We start from the raw sequence: 19,024 nt of genomic DNA on the forward strand, positions 1-19,024 counted from the left end.
TGTTGCGATATTTAGTTCCCCATATGATGTGGTAATTCAGATTGTAGACTGATGTTCGGCCATATGTAAGTCTATTAATATCTTTCATACCAATTATTATACCATGTTCTACTCAAGCCATGTGTAGCATAGGTATAAAAAGTAGGGGGCAATTCATCACGTCCTTAAAAGAACGAGTTTCCTTGCCCCCCTATTTCAAAAACGCTTTTCCCAGCTTCTTTTGCTCAATTTAATTTTGCCGCTTTTACTTCTTCCACCATCGCCTGGTAATTGGCTGGTTGGTGACCGAAACGCCCAACAAAAATACCGTCAGTATTCTGATCATCAACAATCGCCGGGGTGGATGCTTTCGAAATCGAACCGCCGTAAATCAGACGTGCCTGCTTAGCCGCTTCAGCTCCCGCAATAGTTTTTACCAAGTCACGGATTGTTGCCATCGAACGGTATACTTCCTGGGCTGAAGCCGCTTCAGACTGGCCAATCGCCCAGCCGGGCTCATAGACAAAGATGATCCGACCAACATCTTCATCCGCGACCCCAGCTAGGTACTGGGACAGCAGCGAACCAACTTTGTTACGAAAACCATCTGCTGACAAACGCTGCTCACCTTCACCGATGCATAGAACCGGAACCATCTGAAAGCCGAGCGTCAATTTCAGCTTTCGGTTGACCATCGCGGCGTCTTCATGAAAGTATTGGAGCCGCTCATGGTGAGCTAATTCCACATAGCGACCGCCCAGTTCGGCTAATGTTTCGATGGAATATTCCCCCGTCCAGGCCCCGTTTGCCGCCGGGGCAATGTTCTGAGCACCGAGACCGATCCGGCTCTGGTTGCGGAAAAGACGGTAGGAAACGCTTTCAATTGTGCCTAAACTAGGAAGCAAAAATTGTTCAATTGACCTTTCTTGTCCGCAGAGTTCGTCCAATTGTTGCACTAAAGTCCGGGTTGCTGTCACCGTATTGATATAGTTTTTTAAGCTGAAACCCACTACCGGCACTCGTGACATTAGACCGTCCCTCTTTCTGCTTGATTCGTTGACGGGTTAACTTGTTTGGCATTTGCCTTCGCCGCCGCAGCGGCCATTGCCGGCTGTTCGTTCAGTCGATCCGCTGAATAATGCTTCTTCAACCACTTATCGCCGCCACCGACCAAGAACGGAATGATCAGCATCGTAATGATCGAAGCCGTCGCGCACTGGGCTGCTGCCATGCCAGCAACTCCTTTGAGAGCCGGGTCCGCTGCTGCGACCAAGCCCGGTGTTAAGGCTGAGTTGGCTGCAACCGAACCCAACGCAAAGCCCAGTGACGTCTTTTTCTTCAAGAAGAGGTTGTAGACAAAGAAGTAGATGAAACCGACCAGGGGTGCAATGAGCCCGAGGGCAACACCTGGCAGCCCAGCCTTGACAATAGTACCCAGGCTGGAATTTGAACCGATCCCGAAGGACATCCAGATAATCACGAAGTTTTGTGATTTTTGGCAAAGGGACTTGAAATCAGCATCCAGGTTCCCCCAAATCGCACCGACAAACAGTGGAATGATCATCGCCACGATTGACGTCCACGGAATGTTAGCCATTCCGGAAACCCCCATCGCAATCATCGTCAGGAAAGGACCATCGTGGATACAGAAGATGGTAATGGCTCCAGAGTCTGAGGAATTGCCGTACTCCGCACACAGAGCGATGTAAAGGGAACTATTAGCAGATAACATACTAGCCATGACGGCCAGTGGGGTCAGACCGATGACCCCCTTGGCACCCCAGATGGCACCAACCGTCCAACCGATCGCCGCCCCGATAATGAATTTAAGGGCGAGCAGCACAACCCCTTTATAAAGGGGCCGCCCCACGGTCTTAAAGTTGATCTGGGAACCACAGACAATCAAGAATAACCCCATCATCGCTTGATTACCGGCCTTAAAGAGACCCGTAGTTGGCCCACCGAGGTTTAAGATCCCGGGAATAAACATATTGATTAAAATGGCGGCAAGCATCGGAATAATAATCATACCGCCAGGGAATTTTTTCAGTAACTTCATAATACAACCACCTTTTGTTGTGCTGCTACCTTGCTTTCTTTAAAGCAACGGTTGACGGCAACAGTGGCAGTATCTTCTTTTCCTGTCATTCCGCCTTTGCCAATCGTGTAGGTTCCGGCGAATTCACCGCCAATAATCTGCCCCAGGTCCGTTTGGGGAATCACGTAGTCGTGCAGACAAATGCCCTTCGCACCTAAACCCTTGAGGGTCGTCACCATCGTATCGCCACCGGTCATGTAAAGGCCGCTCAGCTGGCCACCCTAGTCAGTCAAAGCCTCCTTCACAATCCGGGCCACAACGGTGTTGATATTGGCCGACGCTTCTCCCGGCTTCATGTGGTAAGTTTGTTCTACCTGCTGGAGGTTCAGCACCGGACTATAGACGGCCGTTTCCAGAATCGTTACATTAACGTCCGGGTTAGCCAGACTGGCACGCAACTTCTCCCGTGCAGCATCAACGACCGGTACAGTTTCGGAATCATTCAGGACGATGCCCCGCGGATCAACTGACGCGACGTCGACCGTCGGGTTGGCGGCCAGGTGGTCAATCTGCTTACGGGTAACATCGGTAGCACTCCCCGCTACTACCAGCACGTGCCCCGTTTCGGTCGGGTCAACTTTTGCCTGCCCGGACATATTCCGGTCGGCAGTTTCGTGACCGATTCCGTGAGCCACTGCGAGGGCGTAAGTGAAGGGACCCGGGTCAACAGCCAGGATCGGCCAGTCGAGGTCGACTACACTGTTAGCAATCAATTGCACATGGGCCATGCTGACAGCATCGCAAACGATAATCCGGCAACCTTCTGCCCGCCGCTCAGCGAGTTCTTCTTCGACGGCCTCTTGCCCCGCCAGGACGGCCGTCAAACTCAGGGTGCCGACCTTGTCCTGCGTCTGAGATGCAATGAGTCGTGGAATGAACGTTTCCGTTACCGGCGTCAAAACGTCATGGGCGACTTCGGTTTCCTCCAGGGCGGTACCCTCGATGATGGCGTAGCCCCCTGCTAAAATCCGCCGAGATTGGGGCATGGCCGGCACAACCATCGCGATCGTTTCTTTCGGCAACTGCCGTAACATCGCGTCAATTTCTACGCCCAGGCCGCCACGATAAGTCGTGTCGATTCTTTTCGTAAAGTACTTAACGTTACGTTGCTTCAGCTTCGTCATCACATTGCTGACGGCCGCGTCAGCATCCTTAGCAGGCATGTGACGGCTGTCAGTGGTCATCACGATAGCCTGATATTGGTCGGCTTCCGGCATCTCCTCTGGCGAAAAATATGCTGCCGTTTTAATTCCTGACCGGGCCAGCAGTGTCCCTACCGTAGTTGCCCCCGTCAAATCATCAGCTATTACTCCGATTGCAGTCATGTAATCAGCCTCCTCATTCGTTCCTCGATCTGACCGCTTTATTCAATTGGCTGGGGTCTTACTTGGCCTTGGCCTTTTGCTGCATCTGCCAGTAGTCACAGGCCACCGTCAGTGATTCCACCATGCTGACTGCCTGAGCAATCCCCTTACCGGCAATATCGAAAGCCGTACCATGGTCGACCGCTGAACGCATAAACGGTAAGCCCCAGGTAATCGTGATTGCCTTTTCGAAGTCGAGAGTCTTGCAAGCAATGTGCCCCTGGTCGTGGTAAAGCGAAAGGATTGCGTCATAGTGACCCTTGCGCATCTTCCAGAAGACGGAATCGGCCGGTACCGGACCGACTGCGTTAATACCGCGAGCTTGGGCTTCCTTGACAGCTGGAATCAGCTCATCATGTTCTTCCGTCCCAAACAGACCATTGTCAGAACCGTGCGGGTTAAGAGCTGCCAGAGCAATTTCGGGATGTTTTAGGCCGAGACTCCGCATCACTTCATCAATGTTGGTCAAGAATTCGAGGCAGTGTTCCTTGTTAGCAAACTTAATCGCATTCTGCAGCGAAATGTGCCGTGAGAGGAAGAAGACCCGCATATTTTCCACGTTGAACATCGTCAGCGCGTACTTGGAATGGGTATAATCCTGGAAAATTTCAGTGTGTCCCGGCTCCGGCACGCCGACCAGTTTGATCGCCTGCTTGTTAATCGGAGCCGTTCCGACAACGTCAACTTTTCCTTCGTTACCCAGTTCAATTGCCCGCATGATGAAGTCCATCGCCATCCGGCCACAAAGCTTTTGTACTTTGCCGTATTCGATGGAATCGACATCATAATCACCAGTCGTCATCAAGTCGATGGTGCCACGCTGATAAAGCCCTTCCTGCGGATCTTGAATCAGATGAATTTGATAGTCGATGTTCTTTACTTTCATTGCCTTTCGAATGACTGTTTCATCGCCAATCAGGAATGGGTTCATCTTGTCGTACACTTCAGCCTTGGTGAGGGCTTCCACACAAATTTCTGGTCCAATCCCTGCAGGATCGCCGGTTGTGACGGCGGTAAATGGTTTTCTCATAATTTTGCTCCTTTGTTTAGTTCATTCAGCATTCGGCATTTGCACTTCGGTTAACGACTGATGATTACTTGCGCCAGCTTGATTATGATTTAAGGATGAGAGTGTGAAACTAAAGACTTCGCTGGCAAGCAATAATCACCAAACTAACCAATATGCATTGGCTGTGATGAATGTTGTTCTCGTTCGATTTCCATAATTCGTTCAACTTTAGCGTTGGAAGCCTTGCCGTGGCCGACCATCGAAAATTCGTGGGAAAGGAAGGCGTCAGCACATTCCTTGGCAACTTCTGAACCGATGACCCGGGCTCCCATCGTAATCACTTGAGCCCGATTGCTGAGGATGGCCCGTTCAGCCGAGTAAACATCTTCCGCTACGGCTGCCCGGATACCGTTCACTTTATTCGCAGTGATGCACATTCCAAGACCCGTACCGCAGATTAAAATGCCCCGGTCAACTTCTCCTTCGTTGATTGCGTCGCATACCCGAAGGGCAACATTCGGATAGATCGTTTCCAGATCATCCCGAACGCCATAATCCACAACTTCATAGCCTTCACTGGTTAAATGTTCAATCAAGATGTCCTTCAGATGAACACCATTAATATCTGCACCAATCCCAACTTTCATTATGTTGCATCTCCTTTCTTATGCTTTTATTTTATCAATAATAGAAGCGCTGTCAAACAGATAATGGTTGTGATCATGTTAACTATTATCTTAATTTTGTTGATATAGTGGGATTTACGCCCGTTAAATTTTTTTATGATCTTTTTTAACGATAAGAAATAACTGCTTCTACACTTTCATTTATTTTCTTTTGGTACGTTTAGTAATTTTTGTCCCTGTCATTGTGATTATAGTTACAAGTCTTTGCTTACGTTCTAATCTTTCTTTTTCTTTCATTTACAGTTCAGAGGTTTTATAATGGCAATAGAAAAGCCATCGACTAGGCAGTCAATGGCTTTAATCAATAGTCGATTGATTGACGAACGGTTCTATCTAACATTTCAAACGAAGAAAATTTAAGAAGATTGCTTCTTTTAGAGGACTACAAAAACACGAGCATTGAGAATAAATGAGCATGTTCTTTATTAAATATACCGTTTCTTATGTTTAAGGCCTCTAAAGTAACAGCAAGCGATAATTTTACTAGTAATTTAGCGTTTACTCAATTAATAAAATAATGATCAAAAGTTAACCTTTCTATCTCAAAGGGGGAATCTGAAATGTTTGCAAACGAAAGACGGCAACAAATCCTCGAAATAGTTAACGACCGCGGCTCCGTGGCGGTTAACCAATTGTCAACGCAATTCGACGTTTCTACCGTCACAATCCGTCACGACCTGCAAATCTTGCAGGCCAAGCACCTAGTCGCACGCACCCATGGCGGGGCAACCAAGATTGACGTTGAAAAAAAGCTGAATGGCACTGATTTCCACGATCGGCGCAACGTTAACATCACCCTCAAACATTCGATCGCTATGAAAGCCCTCGAATTGATCCATAGCGGTGATTGTATCCTGCTAGACGCTAGCACTACTTGCATGGCGCTAGCTCAGGCACTCGTCGACAGCGACCGTCGCATCACAGTCATCACCAACGGTCTTCGCACGGCACTCCTCCTCAAAGATAATCCCAAAATCACCACGATTATTATGGGTGGTGTGGCGCGTCCCAAGTCCAACGTTATCGATAGTGACCTCAATCTGAACTTATTAGATAATTTCAACATTGGCACTTTCTTTACTTCTAGTTATGCAATTTCAGCCGATCGCGGCCTCTCAGACTTTGACCTGTACGAAGCCGAACTGAAACGCAAGATGATCGACCACTGTGCACAAACCATCGCCCTGGTGGACCACACTAAGTTCACCCACAAATCCGTCGTCCACTACGCCAACACTAACGAGCTGGCGATGATTATTACGGACGATCAGGTCCCGGCTAAGGAAAAGGCAGCTTTAGCCGAAATCACCACAGTTAAATAGGATCTTGTCCACTTCCCAACCAAAAAACGCTCTCGAAGGCGGTCACTATACCGCTCTCGGGGGCGTTCGTTTTCGTTTTGGTTATATCAGGTCCTGGCCGCAGTTGTTATAGATCGAGAATTCGCAGTGTTGCCGTCCACTGGGCAAAGAAATCGGCAGCTTGCCACTCGTTAATGCGACGATTTTTCACCCCGACCGCCTGGTTAAAATAGGTCAACCCTTGTCGCTGTACGGGTGGGTGGATCCCATGTAGGTGCCCATAAAAGACGTTTTTGACAACGCCAGATTCCTCCAGCAGTTCACCCAAGCGATCGCTACCCATCATCGCATTGATCATTTGGTAAAAATGTTCTCGCCGTGGCGAGTTAACCTGCGGTGGCTTGGGAGCCAGCAATTCATGGCGGGGTGCAAAATGCGTCATAAAAATGACCTCTTTGCGCTCTTGAGCAGCTCTGGTTAGTTGAGCTTTCACCTGAGCAAGAACCCGCGCCATCCGTTCCAAGTCACTGACGAGCTGATCGATCGAACTATCCAGCCAAAACACATTTTTCCAGGCCCTGACCTTCTGTGACTGATCCCGGTAGGAAGAAAATGTGTAGTCATACCAACCGTTATTGCCGATAATACGCCAGTTGCTGTCCGGAAGATCGATAAAGCGATCATGCAAATTCAGCGGCGAAGTTGGGTGCTCAACCTGACTAAAGCTGCTGTCGTTTAACATGTCATGATTGCCCAGAATGTAAAAGACCTTGGTGTGTGGCAGCCAAGCCTGGAGACGAGCAAAATAACGCTGCGTTCTGTCTAAACTGTTAAACAAGTCCCCACCATATAAGTAGTAGTCAATCCGCTGCTGGTTGAGCCAATTGGCTTGAAAGTGGAGTGCCTCGTCAACATCGACCTTATTCACGTCCAGGTGGTTGTCACTGCTAACTGCCAGTTTGATAGCTAATCACATCTCTTCTTTACCATCGCTCAATCAGCACTGCCTACTCAGCGTCATCCTTGCCAAACAGCTTGGCCATCTTAGCGGCCACCTCCGGATCCAGACTGTCAGCAAGGGTGCTCGACGGTTCTTCTGCCGGCTTGGCCTGACTCGCGGCAGCAACATCAGCCTTTAGGTGGTCCAGCACTGCCTGCTCACCGATTTGGACGGGATTGATCGGTAACCGGCCGCCAGCTGCGTTCGCGTGCCCGCCGCCCTGATAGTAGTGCTCGGCAAATTTAGCCACATCCATCTTATCATTACTGCGCAGGGAGACACTCGTTGGCCCCACGACCAGGGCTGCATCCAGTTCAGGATGGTCAATCATCAGTTGATGAGCGATCTGGGAATTGTAGTCACTAGCATAGACAATTCCCAGTTGGTGCCTGTCGATCACCGTCGTCAACGCGTCCCGCAGGTGGTGTTTCAGATAGTCCGCCCGCCGCTCCGTGAGCGTCTTGATTAGCATTTCGTTTTCCTCGCGGTAAACCGTCCACCCCTTGGCAAAAACCTGGGTGATGAACTGCTGAGACCGTGATTTCGGGTAGAACCAGAAGATCTCATTCAGTTCATCGGCCCCTTCCCTTTCGGTTTGCGGTAAATCTGGATCGTTCTGCCAGTCCCAAGTATCATAAGCCCGGATTAACTCCACCAGCTCAGCCAGGGCTTTTTGGCGTCCTTCTGGCAGTTTAGCAAAGCCCGGTTGAGTCTTGACCCAGTCCCAAACGATGCTGGCCGCGCTCGGAAGCACCTCGGGATTAGCGGGGCCGATGCTATTGGCAGCATACTTCTGCCGGGCTTCCTGTTCCGTTTCATGATGATCAAAAACCAACCAGTGGTTCGCAAAATGCTGATTTAATTCCTCAAAAGTGTGATCACTGTCCGGTGTCATGTCCATGATATAGAGGTCGGAATAATTGCTCAGCTGTGGATTTTGCAGCCACCGATCCAGGGCCGCATCAATCTGCCCCGCACCAATATGGGTAATCTCAAACTCAACGTCGGGAAAGACGTCCGGTTGAACACTCGCCAAAACTTCTGGCCCGCCGAAACCGTCAAGGTCATTGTGCGAGAAAACTTTAATCAATTGATGTGCCATAAAATTACCATCCCTTCAGTCAGTTTACTCCTTAAATTATACCGCATCTCCGGGGGCCGACCTAGCTTGCCAAATCCAGCCGAAAGCGTTATTATTGGTTTGTACCAATAATAATTAAGGAGATCCGCGATCATGAAAGTTATTATCGTAAATGACCCACAAGAGGGCGGCAAAGCAGGATTCAAGCAATTCAAGGATGCTTTAGCAAACGGGGCCCGTTGCTTCGGCCTGGCTACCGGCGGCACTCCACAAACTACTTATGAACAGCTTCGCAACAGTGACCTCGACTTCAGCTCATGCCGGTCCATCAACCTGGATGAATACGTTGGTCTGGCACCCGATAACGACCAAAGTTACCACTACTTCATGCAGCAAAACCTCTTCAACGCTAAACCGTTCGCCCACTCCGACGTACCCAACGGCCTCGCCAGCGATATTGCAGCAGAGTGTCAGCGCTACGACCAGCTGATCCGGGAACACCCGATTGACTTCCAGTTGTTGGGGATCGGGCGCAACGGCCACATCGCCTTCAACGAGCCTGGCAGCCCGGTTGACGGCTGGACCCACGAAGTCAAGCTGACCCAGTCGACGATTGATGCCAACGCCCGCTTCTTCGCGAACGAAGATGAAGTGCCGCGTTCCGCCCTTTCGATGGGGATCGGTGCCATTATGGCAGGCAAGAAAATCATGCTCGAAGCATACGGCGAAAATAAGGCTGACGCGGTCGCGGCTACAATTGAAGGCCCCGTCACACCTGACGTTCCCGCCAGCATCTTGCAAAAGCATCCTGACGTCGTAATGATCATCGACAAAGCGGCTGCCAGCAAGTTACAGAAGCAATACTAAGCTTCGCCAAGTTTCTCCTCTAATCCGGCTAGTTATCCTGCTAGCCGGATTTTTTATACCCAAAAACCTCCGGCGCCGCTCAGCACCGAAGGCCACTGTTTACTTTACCGCACTTGGCCATTCTAGTTGCCGCCAAAACTGCTCAAGCGCTTGTCTTCCACCATGTCAATCGTCCGCGACATCTTCTGGCTAAACCGCTCGTCCTGTGCCAGCAGCGTCGTCAAAATGTCGATGACGTACATGATCGAAAATTGGGAATTAATGAAATATGAGTTATCGATGAAGCGCGTATTCTGCACCAGCAACGACAAATCGCTGAGCTTGGTCAGGGGACTGTCAGGATAAGAGGTGATGGAAATTACCCTCGCCCCCTGGTTGCGCACGAGGTTCACGGCTTCGTTGACCGCCAGCGTGCGACCGGAATTCGACAGGGCAATGACCAAGTCGTCGGGTCCCGTCAAGGAACCGATCATCGCCATGATCTGGCTCTCCGTCATCGCTGTTGAGTAAATTCCCATCCGCATCAAACGCTGGTTGAACTCATCGGCCGAATAGCCCGAACTACCGATCCCAAATAAGTAGACACGGTGGCTGGCCTTAATCCAGTCCACAGCCTGCCGCAATTCCTCGGCATTCAGCTTCTGCCGTGTCTTGCGCAAAACCTTACCGTAAAAATCGAGGACATTAGCTGTTGCATCGCTTTCGTCCGTTTTTGGTTCAGCTTCTTCATCGTCACCACGTGCTAATGAAATCTTAAAGCTAGCAAAATTACCGCAGCCAAGTCGTTTCACAAAGCGGGTGATCGTAGCATTACTGACCGAAGCTTGGCTCGCCAATTCAGAAATTGACATCTGTTGGACCTGTTCCGGTTTTTGAACAGCGATCATGGCTACTTTCCGTTCTTGCCGTGGCAAAGTTGGAAAAATGCCCTCGATTTGATCACTTATTTTCATCATGTACACCTCGCTTAGATTAATTCTTCTTGACCTCTGTAGCTCTAGCTTATTTCACCGCTTCCATCAGTTGGCCGTAGCTATAAGTCTGCAGCAGATCCAGTTCTGGAGTCATCACGTTAATATCGGCATCAGCACCCTCTTCCAGGGAGCCCTTGCCTGCCAGGTGGAATTCACGCGCCTGGTTGACCGAACTCATCTGTACTGCGTCATTGATGCTGCAACCGGTGAATTTGACGATGTTCTTAACAGCATCGTTGTATTGAACAATTGATGCTGCCAGGTGACCGTTCTCCAGCCGCGCCTGCTTGTCCTTAACGATGACCTTCTGACCACCCAGCTCAGAAATACCTTCCGGCATCCCCTTAGCCCGCAGCGAGTCGGTAACTAATTCGATCCGGTGCGGTCCCTTCAGCTTGTAGGCCAAATTGATCATGTCCGGGCAAACATGGAAACCATCACTAATAATTTCACAAATAATGTTGTCTTCGAGCAACGCGTGGCCGGTTACACCGGGTTCACGGTGACGGAATTCACGTTGGGCATTGTACAGGTGGGTCACGTGAGAAGCCTTGGAAGCCTTCATCTCTGCCCGGGTTGCATTGGAGTGGCCGGCAGACAAAACAATGCCATGACTCAGGCAGTAGTTTTCAAACTTAGCATCAGCGTTTTCTGGTGCGTAAGTAATCATTTTAACACGACCACCTGACAGCTTATCCCAGTGATCCAGTAAATCCGGATCCGGTTTAATAATGTACTGTTCTGGCTGTGCGCCCTTGTATACTGGTGAAACAAATGGCCCTTCCAAATGGGTGCCACCGATCAAGCGGTTGTGCTGAGCCGCTTCGTTGATGCTGGCCATCGCCTTGTCAATCTTTTCCTTTGACTGAGTCATTGTAGTTGGGAAGATGGTCGTAACCCCTTCTTCGTGAGCCACGGTCCGAACCATCTTATCCAGCTCTTCCGCGTCGCCATCCATGGTATCAAAACTGTAGCCACCGTGGGTGTGCACGTCGATAAAGCCAGGTAGAAGAAGTTTGCCCCGCATATCAACTACTTTTTCGTTGGCCCGCGGGAAGTAATCTGCCACCGGGCCGACGTTTTCCACTTTTTCGCCAAAGCGAAGGTAGCCATCCCGGATCACCCGGGTTCCGGTGTAAATCGTTGCGTGTTCAAAAACGGTTGTCATCTTTTTTCTCCTTTGTTAATACTAAAGAAGCTGAGTCAACGCCCAGCCTCCTTTAGTTCTTATTTGTCAATCTCTGCGATAAATTCTTCGGCAATTTGCTTTGGCCGCGTAATGGCGCCCCCAACTACCACGGTATGAGCACCAAGATCGAGTACCCGCCGTGCCTTTTCAGGCCGGTTAATCTTACCTTCACAAACAACCGGCGCGTCTGATAATTTGAGAACCTCTTTGAGGTACTCAAAATCATTATCCGCGATGTTCAATCCTTCAGTATCCGGGGTGTAGCCGTGCATTGTCGTCCCAATTAGGTCAAAGCCCAATTTGTTGGCTTCCCGCACGTTATCCAGCGAAGCGGTGTCGGCCATCAATAAGGTATCAGGAAATTCTTGCCGGAATTCCTTCACCAAATCGGCTAATTGCACATTGCCCGGCCGCTTCTGGCCAGTTACATCTGTTGCGACAACGGCAACGCCAGTCGCAGCAACCGCCCGCATTTCCTTCATCGTTGGGGTAATGTAAACCGGTGAATCATCATAATCCACTTTGGCGATTCCGATGATCGGCAGGTCAACTTCATCCTGGATAGCTTGGATATCCACTACCGAGTTAGCCCGCAAACCGGCAGCACCCGCCTCTTTAGCGGCCAGTGCCATCCGGGACATGATGAACGAACTGTGCAACGGTTCGTCAGGCAATGCCTGGCACGAGACAATCAGTTGCCCTTTCACATCATCCAAAAAAGTGTTTTTCATCTTGCATTTGCTCCCTACTAGTCAGCAAAGTACTTTTGATAAATCTTGTCGGCACCAGCCTTGACCTTTTCATCAGCGTGGGCCATCGGTTCACGGGTGTAACCTGCGTGAACGCCCATCTTCTGAAGTACTAACTTGATGCTTGGGTAAATCCCGTTGTCCAGCAGATCCGCGATCAGGTCGTTGCTTTCGTGTTGCAGCTGACGAGCACGGTCAATATCGCCGTCTTCGAAGGCCTTGATTTCAGCCTTGACCTTCTTAGCGTTGATGTTAAAGGTACTGCCGATGCAGCCGTTAACATCCAAGGCTAAGGCTGGCAGCAGCATTTCATCAAAGCCGGACATGATAACCTTGTCTGGGAAGCGCTTGCGAAGCCGCTCGAGCAGGAAGAAGTCTGGGTTCGTGTACTTGACACCAATGACCTTCGGGTTAGAGAAGAGCTTAGCAAAGTTGTCTAGTGAAAGGTTAACCCCCGTCAAAGCTGGAATTGAGTAAACCAACAGGTTGGCGTCAACGTCTTTGACGATTTCATCATAGTAATGCTTGATTTCATCAAAACTATATTGGTAGTAGAAAGGCGTAACGGCTGAAATTGTCTTGAAGCCCAGCGTTTCCGTAACGTACTTTGCCAGCATCTTTGCTTCGTGCAGGTTCGGGCTCCCGACCTGAGCAATCAGTTCCACGTCGTCAGAACCAGCTTCATCCCAGGCGATGTCAAAGATCTTCTTCTTTTCATCGGTCCCCAGTTCGAAGTTTTCACCAGTGCTGCCGCCTACGTAAAGGCCGTCAACACCTTCCACGTCGATATCATGACGAATGATTTCACGAGTTCCTTGTTCGTCAATGTTGCCATCAGCATCAAAAGCAGTCATTAAAGCAGCAAATACTTTTTTCATCTTAATTGAACTCCTTTATCAGATCAGTGGCTCTTTCCAATCGCCACTCAGTGTTATCGCAGTTGATTTAATCAATCGTAATAGTTAGTATCAATTCCTCAACCGACGCTTTAATTATAACTTGTGAAAATAATTTTATCAAATTTTATGAGCTAAAATTATTTTAAATATTTTTCTTACAACCAGGCAATACACTGGCCAGTTGATAATTAAACTTGTCGCCAACATTTTTAATCAGGCAATAGAAAGCGGTTTCTTAGCAATCCACAATACAAGTCAGAAAATATTAGCAGTCAATAGTTCAACTGATTTTTTTCTTCCTATATTGTCATTGAACTCTCCAAAAGCCACGCCAAGAAACCGTTTACAAACGATAAATTACATGCTACAGTTGACTCGTAATAGCTAGTTAATATTTTTCAACCGGGCTGAAAGCGGCTTTCTTTTTGATGCCGTTATCAGTGCGGTTTTCTTTTTGTCCTCATTAATAAAGGAGGTTCATCATCATGTCCGTATCGATCAATACCGCCGTTTTTCTGGATGACTTGCAAAATGGAACGAGTCAATCCGAATGCGTTGACCGGTTAATTGGCAAACCTATTAGCAGTGTTGAGGTTCGCGGCGAATTCTTTCAGCCAAAAACCCGTGATCAGGAACTGGCACATATCAGCCAGGTCTGCGCGGAACAAGGTTGGGATTTACGCTATTCCATTCCAGAAGAACTTTTTGACGGCGAGCAGATCAACGCTAATTTAACTGATTACCTTCAGTTGGCTAGCAAATATCATCTCAACGGCTTAAAGATCAGTCTGGGCAATCCAATTTTGAGTCAGTCCCAACTGCAGGAACTTAAAAAGCAGTTAGCTGCTGCTAACTGCCAAGTCACCATCGAAAACCAGCCAAACGCTAACGGGACCTTGAGTAAAATCGTCAAGGCCGTCCAGCTTTTGTACGACGCCGTACCGGCCCTTGGCTATACCTTTGACGCCGGCAACTGGGCCTGGGTAGACGTGGACACCGCAGCGGCTTTGCAAAAACTATTGACTTACATTACTATCTTCCATCTCAAACAGATTAAAAATCATGATACGATTTTACTTAACAAGACTCAAAACTGGCCGTCAATGCTGCAGCAGCTCGACGCTAAAGTGCCGGTTGTGCTCGAATATGCTATTCCAGCTGCGCAGCTTGATGAACAGATTGAGCTTGTCAATGCTGTTTTAAAATAACGGAATCAAACAATTAGGAATGTGACTGTATGAACTACTTAGTACAACTCTTTTTAATCCTCCTGTTAGTAACTCTTAGCACCCACCTGGCCAACTGGCTCAAGATGCCTGGGGTTATCGGTGCCTTACTGATTGGGGTTATTGTGGGCCCAGCTATTTTGAACTTTATGCAGCCGACGACTTTCACCCACTATTTCTCTGAAATTGGGGTTATTGTGCTGATGTTTATCGCGGGGCTGGAAGGCGATTTGGGCTTGCTCCTCAAGTATTGGAAACCATCGTTAGTAGTGGCGACCCTCGGCGTCATTTTTCCGACCGGGACCGCTTTTCTGCTCTGCCACAGCCTGTTCGGCTATTCTGTGAAGGCTTCACTATTTATGGGCTTAGTACTAAGTGCTACCTCCGTCAGCATCACTGTTCAGGTACTCAAAGAACTGAATTATCTGAACACCAGCGCGGGAGCGGTTATTCTCGGCGCAGCGGTTGCCGATGACATCATCTGTGTCATCCTGTTAGGGATCGCTACCGGGATTTACACTGGCGCTAAAGAATCACCCTTCCAAATGATCGTACCGAAGATTCTGTTCTTCGTTATCGTCTGGGTGTTTGGCCGGTGGGTTGTTCCTTGGTTCCTCACCCGCTTCAAAGATTTGAACTCAACCGAAAGTTTAACAGCGGGGGCAATGATCCTTTGTTTTGGTGGTGCAGCCATGGCGGTTGCCATGGGAATGAGCGACGTACTGGGCTCCTATTTTGCCGGTCTCGCTATTTCTCAGACACCATACGCAAAGCCACTCGCTTCTAAAGTCGAACCAATCGGCTACGCTGTTTTTATTCCCGCATTCTTTATCAGTATCGGTTTAGATGTGAAGTTTGCCGGGATGTCACACGATTTGCTATTTATTGTTCTGTTAATTATCACCGCCATCCTTGGCAAACAGATTGGGTGTGGGCTTGGTGCCCGGATCTTCGGTCTTAGTTTGAACCAATGCAACATTGTCGGAGCAGGGATGGTCTCACGTGGTGAAATGGCCCTGGTCGTTGCTAACGTTGCGCTTGCTTCGCACGTTATCAATACCAACCACTACACCGCGATGGTCGTTGTCACCGTAATCACAACAATCCTTGCACCATTTATTCTGAAATTCTTTATTGTTCGTAATCAAAAAGTTGACACAGAAAAATCGAATAATGATTAGTTTTACAAAAGGAGACAAACCATCATGCAAAAAACGGGTTTTGGTGCCCTCAACTGGGCTGTCTTAATCATTTATCTTGTTGCCATGCTTGGCATTGGGGTTTACTTCACTAAGCGTGCCAGCAAGAACACAGACTCATTCTTCAAAGCTGAAGGTCGGATCCCTGCTTGGGCCGCTGGTTTCAGTATTTGGGCCACGACGCTGAGTGCCATCACCTTCATGTCCACCCCGGAACAGGCCTTTCTAACCGACTGGGGCTACGCTGTCGGGACTATGACTATTTTCCTGATCATCCCGATCCTAATTCACTACTACGTTCCTTTCTTCCGGAAACTGAAAGTTACTACTGCTTACGAATACCTGGAAGAACGGTTTGGACCAGTGATGCGGTGCTTAGGGAGTGCCCTTTTCATGCTTTACCACATCGGTCGGGTGGCCATCGTTATTTACCTGCCAATCTTAGCTATTACTTCTGTTTCCAACATTAACCCAATTCTGATTGCCATCCTGGTCGGCGCCCTGTGTATCATTTACGCCTTCCTTGGTGGGATCGAAGGGGTTGTTTGGACCGACGTTATCCAAGGCTTCCTGCTTCTGGGTGGTGCCCTGCTGATTTGTCTGATGGCCATCATCCACGTCGGCGGGTTTGGTAACGTGGTTCACATTGCTGCTGCTCACCACAAGATTTTCTCCAGTGCTGACTGGAACCCGCACAACCTCGCCATGTTCCTGCCAATTATCTTCGCTGGTCAATTCTTTAACAGTATGTACCAATACACTGGTAGTCAAGACGTTGTTCAACGTTACCAAACTACGCCAAGTATCAAGGCCACCGCTAAGTCCCTGTGGACGAACGGTTGGCTGGCTCTGATTACCATCCCAACCTTCTTCGGGATGGGGACCCTGTTGTACTGCTTCTACCACACCACTGGTTCCCTGCCAAAGGGCTTCAACACCAGTGCCATCGTGCCATACTTCGTTATCAAAGAAATTCCAGCCGGCTTAGCTGGTTTGATCATTGCTGGTATTTTCGCCGCTGCTCAATCAACGATTGCTTCCAGTCTTAACGCCATTTCTTCCTGTGCTATCACCGACTTCAAGCAACGTTTCTTCAACGACAAGTTCAAGAAAGTCAGCGACGTTACGCTGGCCCGGATTATCATTATTGTTGCCGGTTGCTTGAGTCTGAGTGTTGCTATTTACCTGCTGGTAAGTAACGCTGCTCAAACCTGGAACCTCTTCCTGTCAGTTACTGGTCTGTTCGGTGTACCTGTTGCCGGGGTCTTTGCTGCTGGTATCTTTACCAAGTCAGCTAACCGCTTTAGTGTTGTTATCGGGGTTCTCCTTAGTGCTGCTATTACTTACTACCTGCAGACAAAGGGCGTTGCTACCCTGGTTACTCCATGTGTGGCCTTCATCCTGTCATTCCTGATCAGTTGGCTTGTCGGCCTGATCACCCCACAATTTGGTCACAACATCGATGGTCTGACTGCCAAGACGATTAACCATGAATACAAAGGATCTGACAAATAATGCCTGCTGATTCAATGTCCATCGAACAAATGAAAAAGTATCAGGGACGTCGCGCAGTGCCAAAAGACTTCGATGCCTTCTGGGACCACCAGTTAGCGCAGCTCCCTGCTGACGCGCATGCCAAATTAGAGCGCCGTGATTTCGGATTAGACACCGTCAACTTCTATAATCTCTGGTTTCAGGGAACTAATGACGCGCGCATCCACGCCAAGTGTGTCTTCCCCAAGACCAAGGACCCATTTCCCGTCGTTTTCACTTTCCACGGCTACATGGGACAAGCGTCTGACTGGGTGAAGCTTTTGGAATGGCCAGCCGCCAACGTCGGGATCGTAAATCTTGATACTCGTGGTCAACAGGGCCAGTCAGAGGATAATGGTGTCTGGGGCGGGTCAACCGTCCTCGGTCAGATCATCCGCGGTGTTCCAGAAGGACGGGACCACCTCTTCTTCAAGGACGTCTACCTTGATGTTTATACCTTAATCAACATTGTCGCTGCAATGGATGGTGTCGATTCCCACCGCCTTTACACTTGGGGCGGTTCGCAGGGCGGTGCCCTCTCCTTAGTCGGAGCGGCGCTGAACCCTAAGATTAGCAAGTGTGTGGCCCAATATCCGTTCCTGGGCGACTTCAAACGCACCTTGGAGATGGGCGATCGAGACCTGCCGTACGATGAAATGTTCCGCTACTTCAAGTTCCATGATCCGTTGCATTTAACGGAAGAGAAGTTCCTGAGCATTCTCGATTATATCGACGTCAAAAACTTCGCCCACCGGATTAAATGCCCGGTCCTGATGCTGACCGGCTTGGAAGATGATACCGTCTTCCCATCGACCCAGTTTGCCATTTACAATCGGATCGAATCCGAAAAGCATCACTTGCTTCTTCCTGAATATGGCCACGAAGATATGCACTACTATGCACCGAGCGCCATCTTTAACTTCCTCTTTGGGACCAAGTTCCCGCTCGGACCAACTTTGTAATCTAAGATAATCATGCTGTACATAAAGGGGCTGCTCATCTCAACCCCGTCATAAGGAATATCTAATCAAATAGAATGCCTGTCAATCATTCAGATGAAATGCTGATTCATCTGATATTGGCAGGCATTTTTTGAATTTAGAATCAAAAGGCAGATATTACTGAACTTCATTCAAAAAGCGCAACTAGAGAGTCATTGATGACTTCTAAGCACGCAGTATTGACATATTAATGTTTTGCAATATATTTTTTTAATATGAAATGGCGTCCGAAATTCTTATAGGTCACATCTGTAAAATCTAATATGACAATATAAATTATAAGTAATATTGACCCAAAGATCGCCGCAAACACAAAAGCCTCTGTTTTAGTCGATACAGTAAACAGCCTCGTTGATAGTTGATAACTAAGCAATGAGACAACACAAAAAATAAGGTTAATTAAAATGACTGGACAATAATACTTTAACCTTATACCAAAAATTGAAGAAAGTTTTCGATAAGAAACAATGCAAATATAGGCAAAAGCTATGTCAGTTGCAAGCACAGCGCCTTGTCCTTGGAAGAAATAGACTAGCGGAAACTGTAATAAAAGTTTAATCAACAAACCAATACTCATATATATCATGGCCTTCTTACTATATCTAAGAGCTTGTAATAAAGTAAGGAAATCAATGCTGATTGCCATAATTAAACATTGGGAGAGATTTATCTGTAGGAAAAATCCGCCCAGATTGCTTTTGCTATAAAATATAAAATTTATTTCGTAGGACAGACATATAAGAATAGTAACTACGGGAAGCAAAAAAATAAGAAGATATTCAATATTTTGCGATATGATGCGTACCCCCAAAGTTGGAAATCGACTTTGGGGGTATTTTTTTATGACTAAAATTAGCATAAACACTAAG

The 19,024-nt window shown here is 48.3% G+C and carries 16 protein-coding genes and 3 pseudogenes; 6 read left to right on the forward strand and 13 right to left on the reverse strand.

Annotated elements, in window-relative coordinates; translation table 11 throughout:
- The 6 genes and pseudogenes from QOR82_RS09405 to QOR82_RS06775 form a co-directional block, all read right to left on the reverse strand.
- Positions 1 to 88, reverse strand: a pseudogene (locus QOR82_RS09405) (IS200/IS605 family transposase); the annotation flags it as partial.
- Between the two features lie 136 nt (positions 89 to 224).
- Positions 225 to 1,007, reverse strand: coding sequence for a triose-phosphate isomerase family protein (locus QOR82_RS06755; RefSeq protein WP_283584018.1), 783 nt, complete (start codon positions 1,005 to 1,007; stop codon positions 225 to 227).
- On the reverse strand, positions 1,007 to 2,038 hold the full coding sequence (locus QOR82_RS06760) for a 2-keto-3-deoxygluconate permease (protein WP_283584019.1): 1,032 nt from the start codon (positions 2,036 to 2,038) through the stop codon (positions 1,007 to 1,009). The genes QOR82_RS06755 and QOR82_RS06760 overlap by 1 nt, the downstream gene beginning before the upstream one ends.
- Positions 2,035 to 3,402, reverse strand: a pseudogene (locus QOR82_RS06765) (four-carbon acid sugar kinase family protein). The gene QOR82_RS06760 and the pseudogene QOR82_RS06765 overlap by 4 nt, the downstream one beginning before the upstream one ends.
- Positions 3,403 to 3,460: 58 nt before the next feature.
- Complete coding sequence (pdxA, locus tag QOR82_RS06770; RefSeq protein ID WP_283584020.1) at positions 3,461 to 4,471, reverse strand: 4-hydroxythreonine-4-phosphate dehydrogenase PdxA; 1,011 nt, start codon at positions 4,469 to 4,471, stop codon at positions 3,461 to 3,463.
- Positions 4,472 to 4,614: 143 nt separating this feature from the next.
- On the reverse strand, positions 4,615 to 5,097 hold the full coding sequence (locus QOR82_RS06775; protein ID WP_283584021.1) for an RpiB/LacA/LacB family sugar-phosphate isomerase: 483 nt from the start codon (positions 5,095 to 5,097) through the stop codon (positions 4,615 to 4,617).
- A gap of 599 nt (positions 5,098 to 5,696) precedes the next feature.
- Between QOR82_RS06775 and QOR82_RS06780 the strand changes: the two genes are divergently transcribed.
- Complete coding sequence (locus QOR82_RS06780; protein ID WP_283584022.1) at positions 5,697 to 6,458, forward strand: DeoR/GlpR family DNA-binding transcription regulator; 762 nt, start codon at positions 5,697 to 5,699, stop codon at positions 6,456 to 6,458.
- A gap of 106 nt (positions 6,459 to 6,564) precedes the next feature.
- Here the strand turns inward: QOR82_RS06780 and QOR82_RS06785 are convergent, their stop codons facing one another.
- Together QOR82_RS06785 and QOR82_RS06790 are read right to left on the reverse strand one after the other, a co-directional pair.
- Positions 6,565 to 7,401, reverse strand: coding sequence for a metallophosphoesterase (locus tag QOR82_RS06785; RefSeq protein ID WP_283584034.1), 837 nt, complete (start codon positions 7,399 to 7,401; stop codon positions 6,565 to 6,567).
- A 43-nt stretch (positions 7,402 to 7,444) separates the two neighbouring features.
- Positions 7,445 to 8,539 carry a phosphoesterase gene (locus QOR82_RS06790; RefSeq protein ID WP_283584023.1) on the reverse strand — a complete coding sequence of 365 codons (1,095 nt, stop codon included), beginning with the start codon at positions 8,537 to 8,539 and terminating at the stop codon, positions 7,445 to 7,447.
- A gap of 132 nt (positions 8,540 to 8,671) precedes the next feature.
- On the opposite strand from QOR82_RS06790, the gene QOR82_RS06795 reads away from it, so the two are divergent.
- On the forward strand, positions 8,672 to 9,385 hold the full coding sequence (locus QOR82_RS06795; RefSeq protein ID WP_283584024.1) for a glucosamine-6-phosphate deaminase: 714 nt from the start codon (positions 8,672 to 8,674) through the stop codon (positions 9,383 to 9,385).
- Between the two features lie 122 nt (positions 9,386 to 9,507).
- On the opposite strand, the gene QOR82_RS06800 is transcribed toward QOR82_RS06795, so the two are convergent.
- Genes QOR82_RS06800 through QOR82_RS06815 form a run of 4 tightly spaced genes read right to left on the reverse strand, consistent with a single transcriptional unit; the run spans position 9,508 to position 13,175 of the window.
- On the reverse strand, positions 9,508 to 10,341 hold the full coding sequence (locus tag QOR82_RS06800) for a MurR/RpiR family transcriptional regulator (protein WP_283584025.1): 834 nt from the start codon (positions 10,339 to 10,341) through the stop codon (positions 9,508 to 9,510).
- Positions 10,342 to 10,387: 46 nt separating this feature from the next.
- Positions 10,388 to 11,527 (reverse strand): N-acetylglucosamine-6-phosphate deacetylase, encoded by a 1,140-nt coding sequence (gene nagA, locus QOR82_RS06805; protein ID WP_283584026.1) that lies wholly within the window; start codon positions 11,525 to 11,527, stop codon positions 10,388 to 10,390.
- Between the two features lie 59 nt (positions 11,528 to 11,586).
- Positions 11,587 to 12,279 (reverse strand): N-acetylmannosamine-6-phosphate 2-epimerase, encoded by a 693-nt coding sequence (locus QOR82_RS06810; protein ID WP_283584027.1) that lies wholly within the window; start codon positions 12,277 to 12,279, stop codon positions 11,587 to 11,589.
- A 17-nt stretch (positions 12,280 to 12,296) separates the two neighbouring features.
- On the reverse strand, positions 12,297 to 13,175 hold the full coding sequence (locus QOR82_RS06815; protein ID WP_283584028.1) for an N-acetylneuraminate lyase: 879 nt from the start codon (positions 13,173 to 13,175) through the stop codon (positions 12,297 to 12,299).
- Between the two features lie 506 nt (positions 13,176 to 13,681).
- On the opposite strand from QOR82_RS06815, the gene QOR82_RS06820 reads away from it, so the two are divergent.
- From QOR82_RS06820 to QOR82_RS06835, 4 genes are read left to right on the forward strand one after another with little or no spacing between them, the layout of a single operon-like run.
- The gene (locus QOR82_RS06820; RefSeq protein WP_283584029.1) at positions 13,682 to 14,404 is read left to right on the forward strand and encodes a sugar phosphate isomerase/epimerase family protein; all 723 of its coding nucleotides are present in this window, start codon (positions 13,682 to 13,684) and stop codon (positions 14,402 to 14,404) included.
- A 29-nt stretch (positions 14,405 to 14,433) separates the two neighbouring features.
- On the forward strand, positions 14,434 to 15,603 hold the full coding sequence (locus QOR82_RS06825) for a cation:proton antiporter (RefSeq protein ID WP_283584030.1): 1,170 nt from the start codon (positions 14,434 to 14,436) through the stop codon (positions 15,601 to 15,603).
- A gap of 24 nt (positions 15,604 to 15,627) precedes the next feature.
- Complete coding sequence (locus QOR82_RS06830; protein ID WP_283584031.1) at positions 15,628 to 17,136, forward strand: sodium:solute symporter; 1,509 nt, start codon at positions 15,628 to 15,630, stop codon at positions 17,134 to 17,136.
- Entirely contained in the window at positions 17,136 to 18,116 is a 981-nt protein-coding gene (locus QOR82_RS06835; RefSeq protein WP_283584032.1) for an acetylxylan esterase, read from the forward strand. The genes QOR82_RS06830 and QOR82_RS06835 overlap by 1 nt, the downstream gene beginning before the upstream one ends.
- A 226-nt stretch (positions 18,117 to 18,342) precedes the next feature.
- On the opposite strand, the pseudogene QOR82_RS06840 reads toward QOR82_RS06835, so the two are convergent.
- Positions 18,343 to 19,024, reverse strand: a pseudogene (locus QOR82_RS06840) (polysaccharide biosynthesis protein); the annotation flags it as partial.

This window comes from Limosilactobacillus difficilis (assembly GCF_947387495.1).
In the GTDB taxonomy this organism is placed as follows: Bacteria; Bacillota; Bacilli; order Lactobacillales; family Lactobacillaceae; genus Limosilactobacillus; species Limosilactobacillus difficilis.

What these genes read in the sequence shown, in the direction of transcription:
- QOR82_RS06825 (WP_283584030.1), top strand. Translation starts at nt 14,434, where the DNA reads ATGAACTACTTAGTACAACTCTTTTTAATCCTCCTGTTAGTAACTCTT.
- nagA (WP_283584026.1), bottom strand. Translation starts at nt 11,527, where the DNA reads ATGACAACCGTTTTTGAACACGCAACGATTTACACCGGAACCCGGGTG.
- QOR82_RS06810 (WP_283584027.1), bottom strand. Translation starts at nt 12,279, where the DNA reads ATGAAAAACACTTTTTTGGATGATGTGAAAGGGCAACTGATTGTCTCG.
- QOR82_RS06830 (WP_283584031.1), top strand. Translation starts at nt 15,628, where the DNA reads ATGCAAAAAACGGGTTTTGGTGCCCTCAACTGGGCTGTCTTAATCATT.
- QOR82_RS06795 (WP_283584024.1), top strand. Translation starts at nt 8,672, where the DNA reads ATGAAAGTTATTATCGTAAATGACCCACAAGAGGGCGGCAAAGCAGGA.
- QOR82_RS06760 (WP_283584019.1), bottom strand. Translation starts at nt 2,038, where the DNA reads ATGAAGTTACTGAAAAAATTCCCTGGCGGTATGATTATTATTCCGATG.
- QOR82_RS06820 (WP_283584029.1), top strand. Translation starts at nt 13,682, where the DNA reads ATGTCCGTATCGATCAATACCGCCGTTTTTCTGGATGACTTGCAAAAT.
- QOR82_RS06775 (WP_283584021.1), bottom strand. Translation starts at nt 5,097, where the DNA reads ATGAAAGTTGGGATTGGTGCAGATATTAATGGTGTTCATCTGAAGGAC.
- QOR82_RS06835 (WP_283584032.1), top strand. Translation starts at nt 17,136, where the DNA reads ATGCCTGCTGATTCAATGTCCATCGAACAAATGAAAAAGTATCAGGGA.
- QOR82_RS06780 (WP_283584022.1), top strand. Translation starts at nt 5,697, where the DNA reads ATGTTTGCAAACGAAAGACGGCAACAAATCCTCGAAATAGTTAACGAC.
- QOR82_RS06815 (WP_283584028.1), bottom strand. Translation starts at nt 13,175, where the DNA reads ATGAAAAAAGTATTTGCTGCTTTAATGACTGCTTTTGATGCTGATGGC.
- QOR82_RS06755 (WP_283584018.1), bottom strand. Translation starts at nt 1,007, where the DNA reads ATGTCACGAGTGCCGGTAGTGGGTTTCAGCTTAAAAAACTATATCAAT.
- pdxA (WP_283584020.1), bottom strand. Translation starts at nt 4,471, where the DNA reads ATGAGAAAACCATTTACCGCCGTCACAACCGGCGATCCTGCAGGGATT.
- QOR82_RS06800 (WP_283584025.1), bottom strand. Translation starts at nt 10,341, where the DNA reads ATGATGAAAATAAGTGATCAAATCGAGGGCATTTTTCCAACTTTGCCA.
- QOR82_RS06790 (WP_283584023.1), bottom strand. Translation starts at nt 8,539, where the DNA reads ATGGCACATCAATTGATTAAAGTTTTCTCGCACAATGACCTTGACGGT.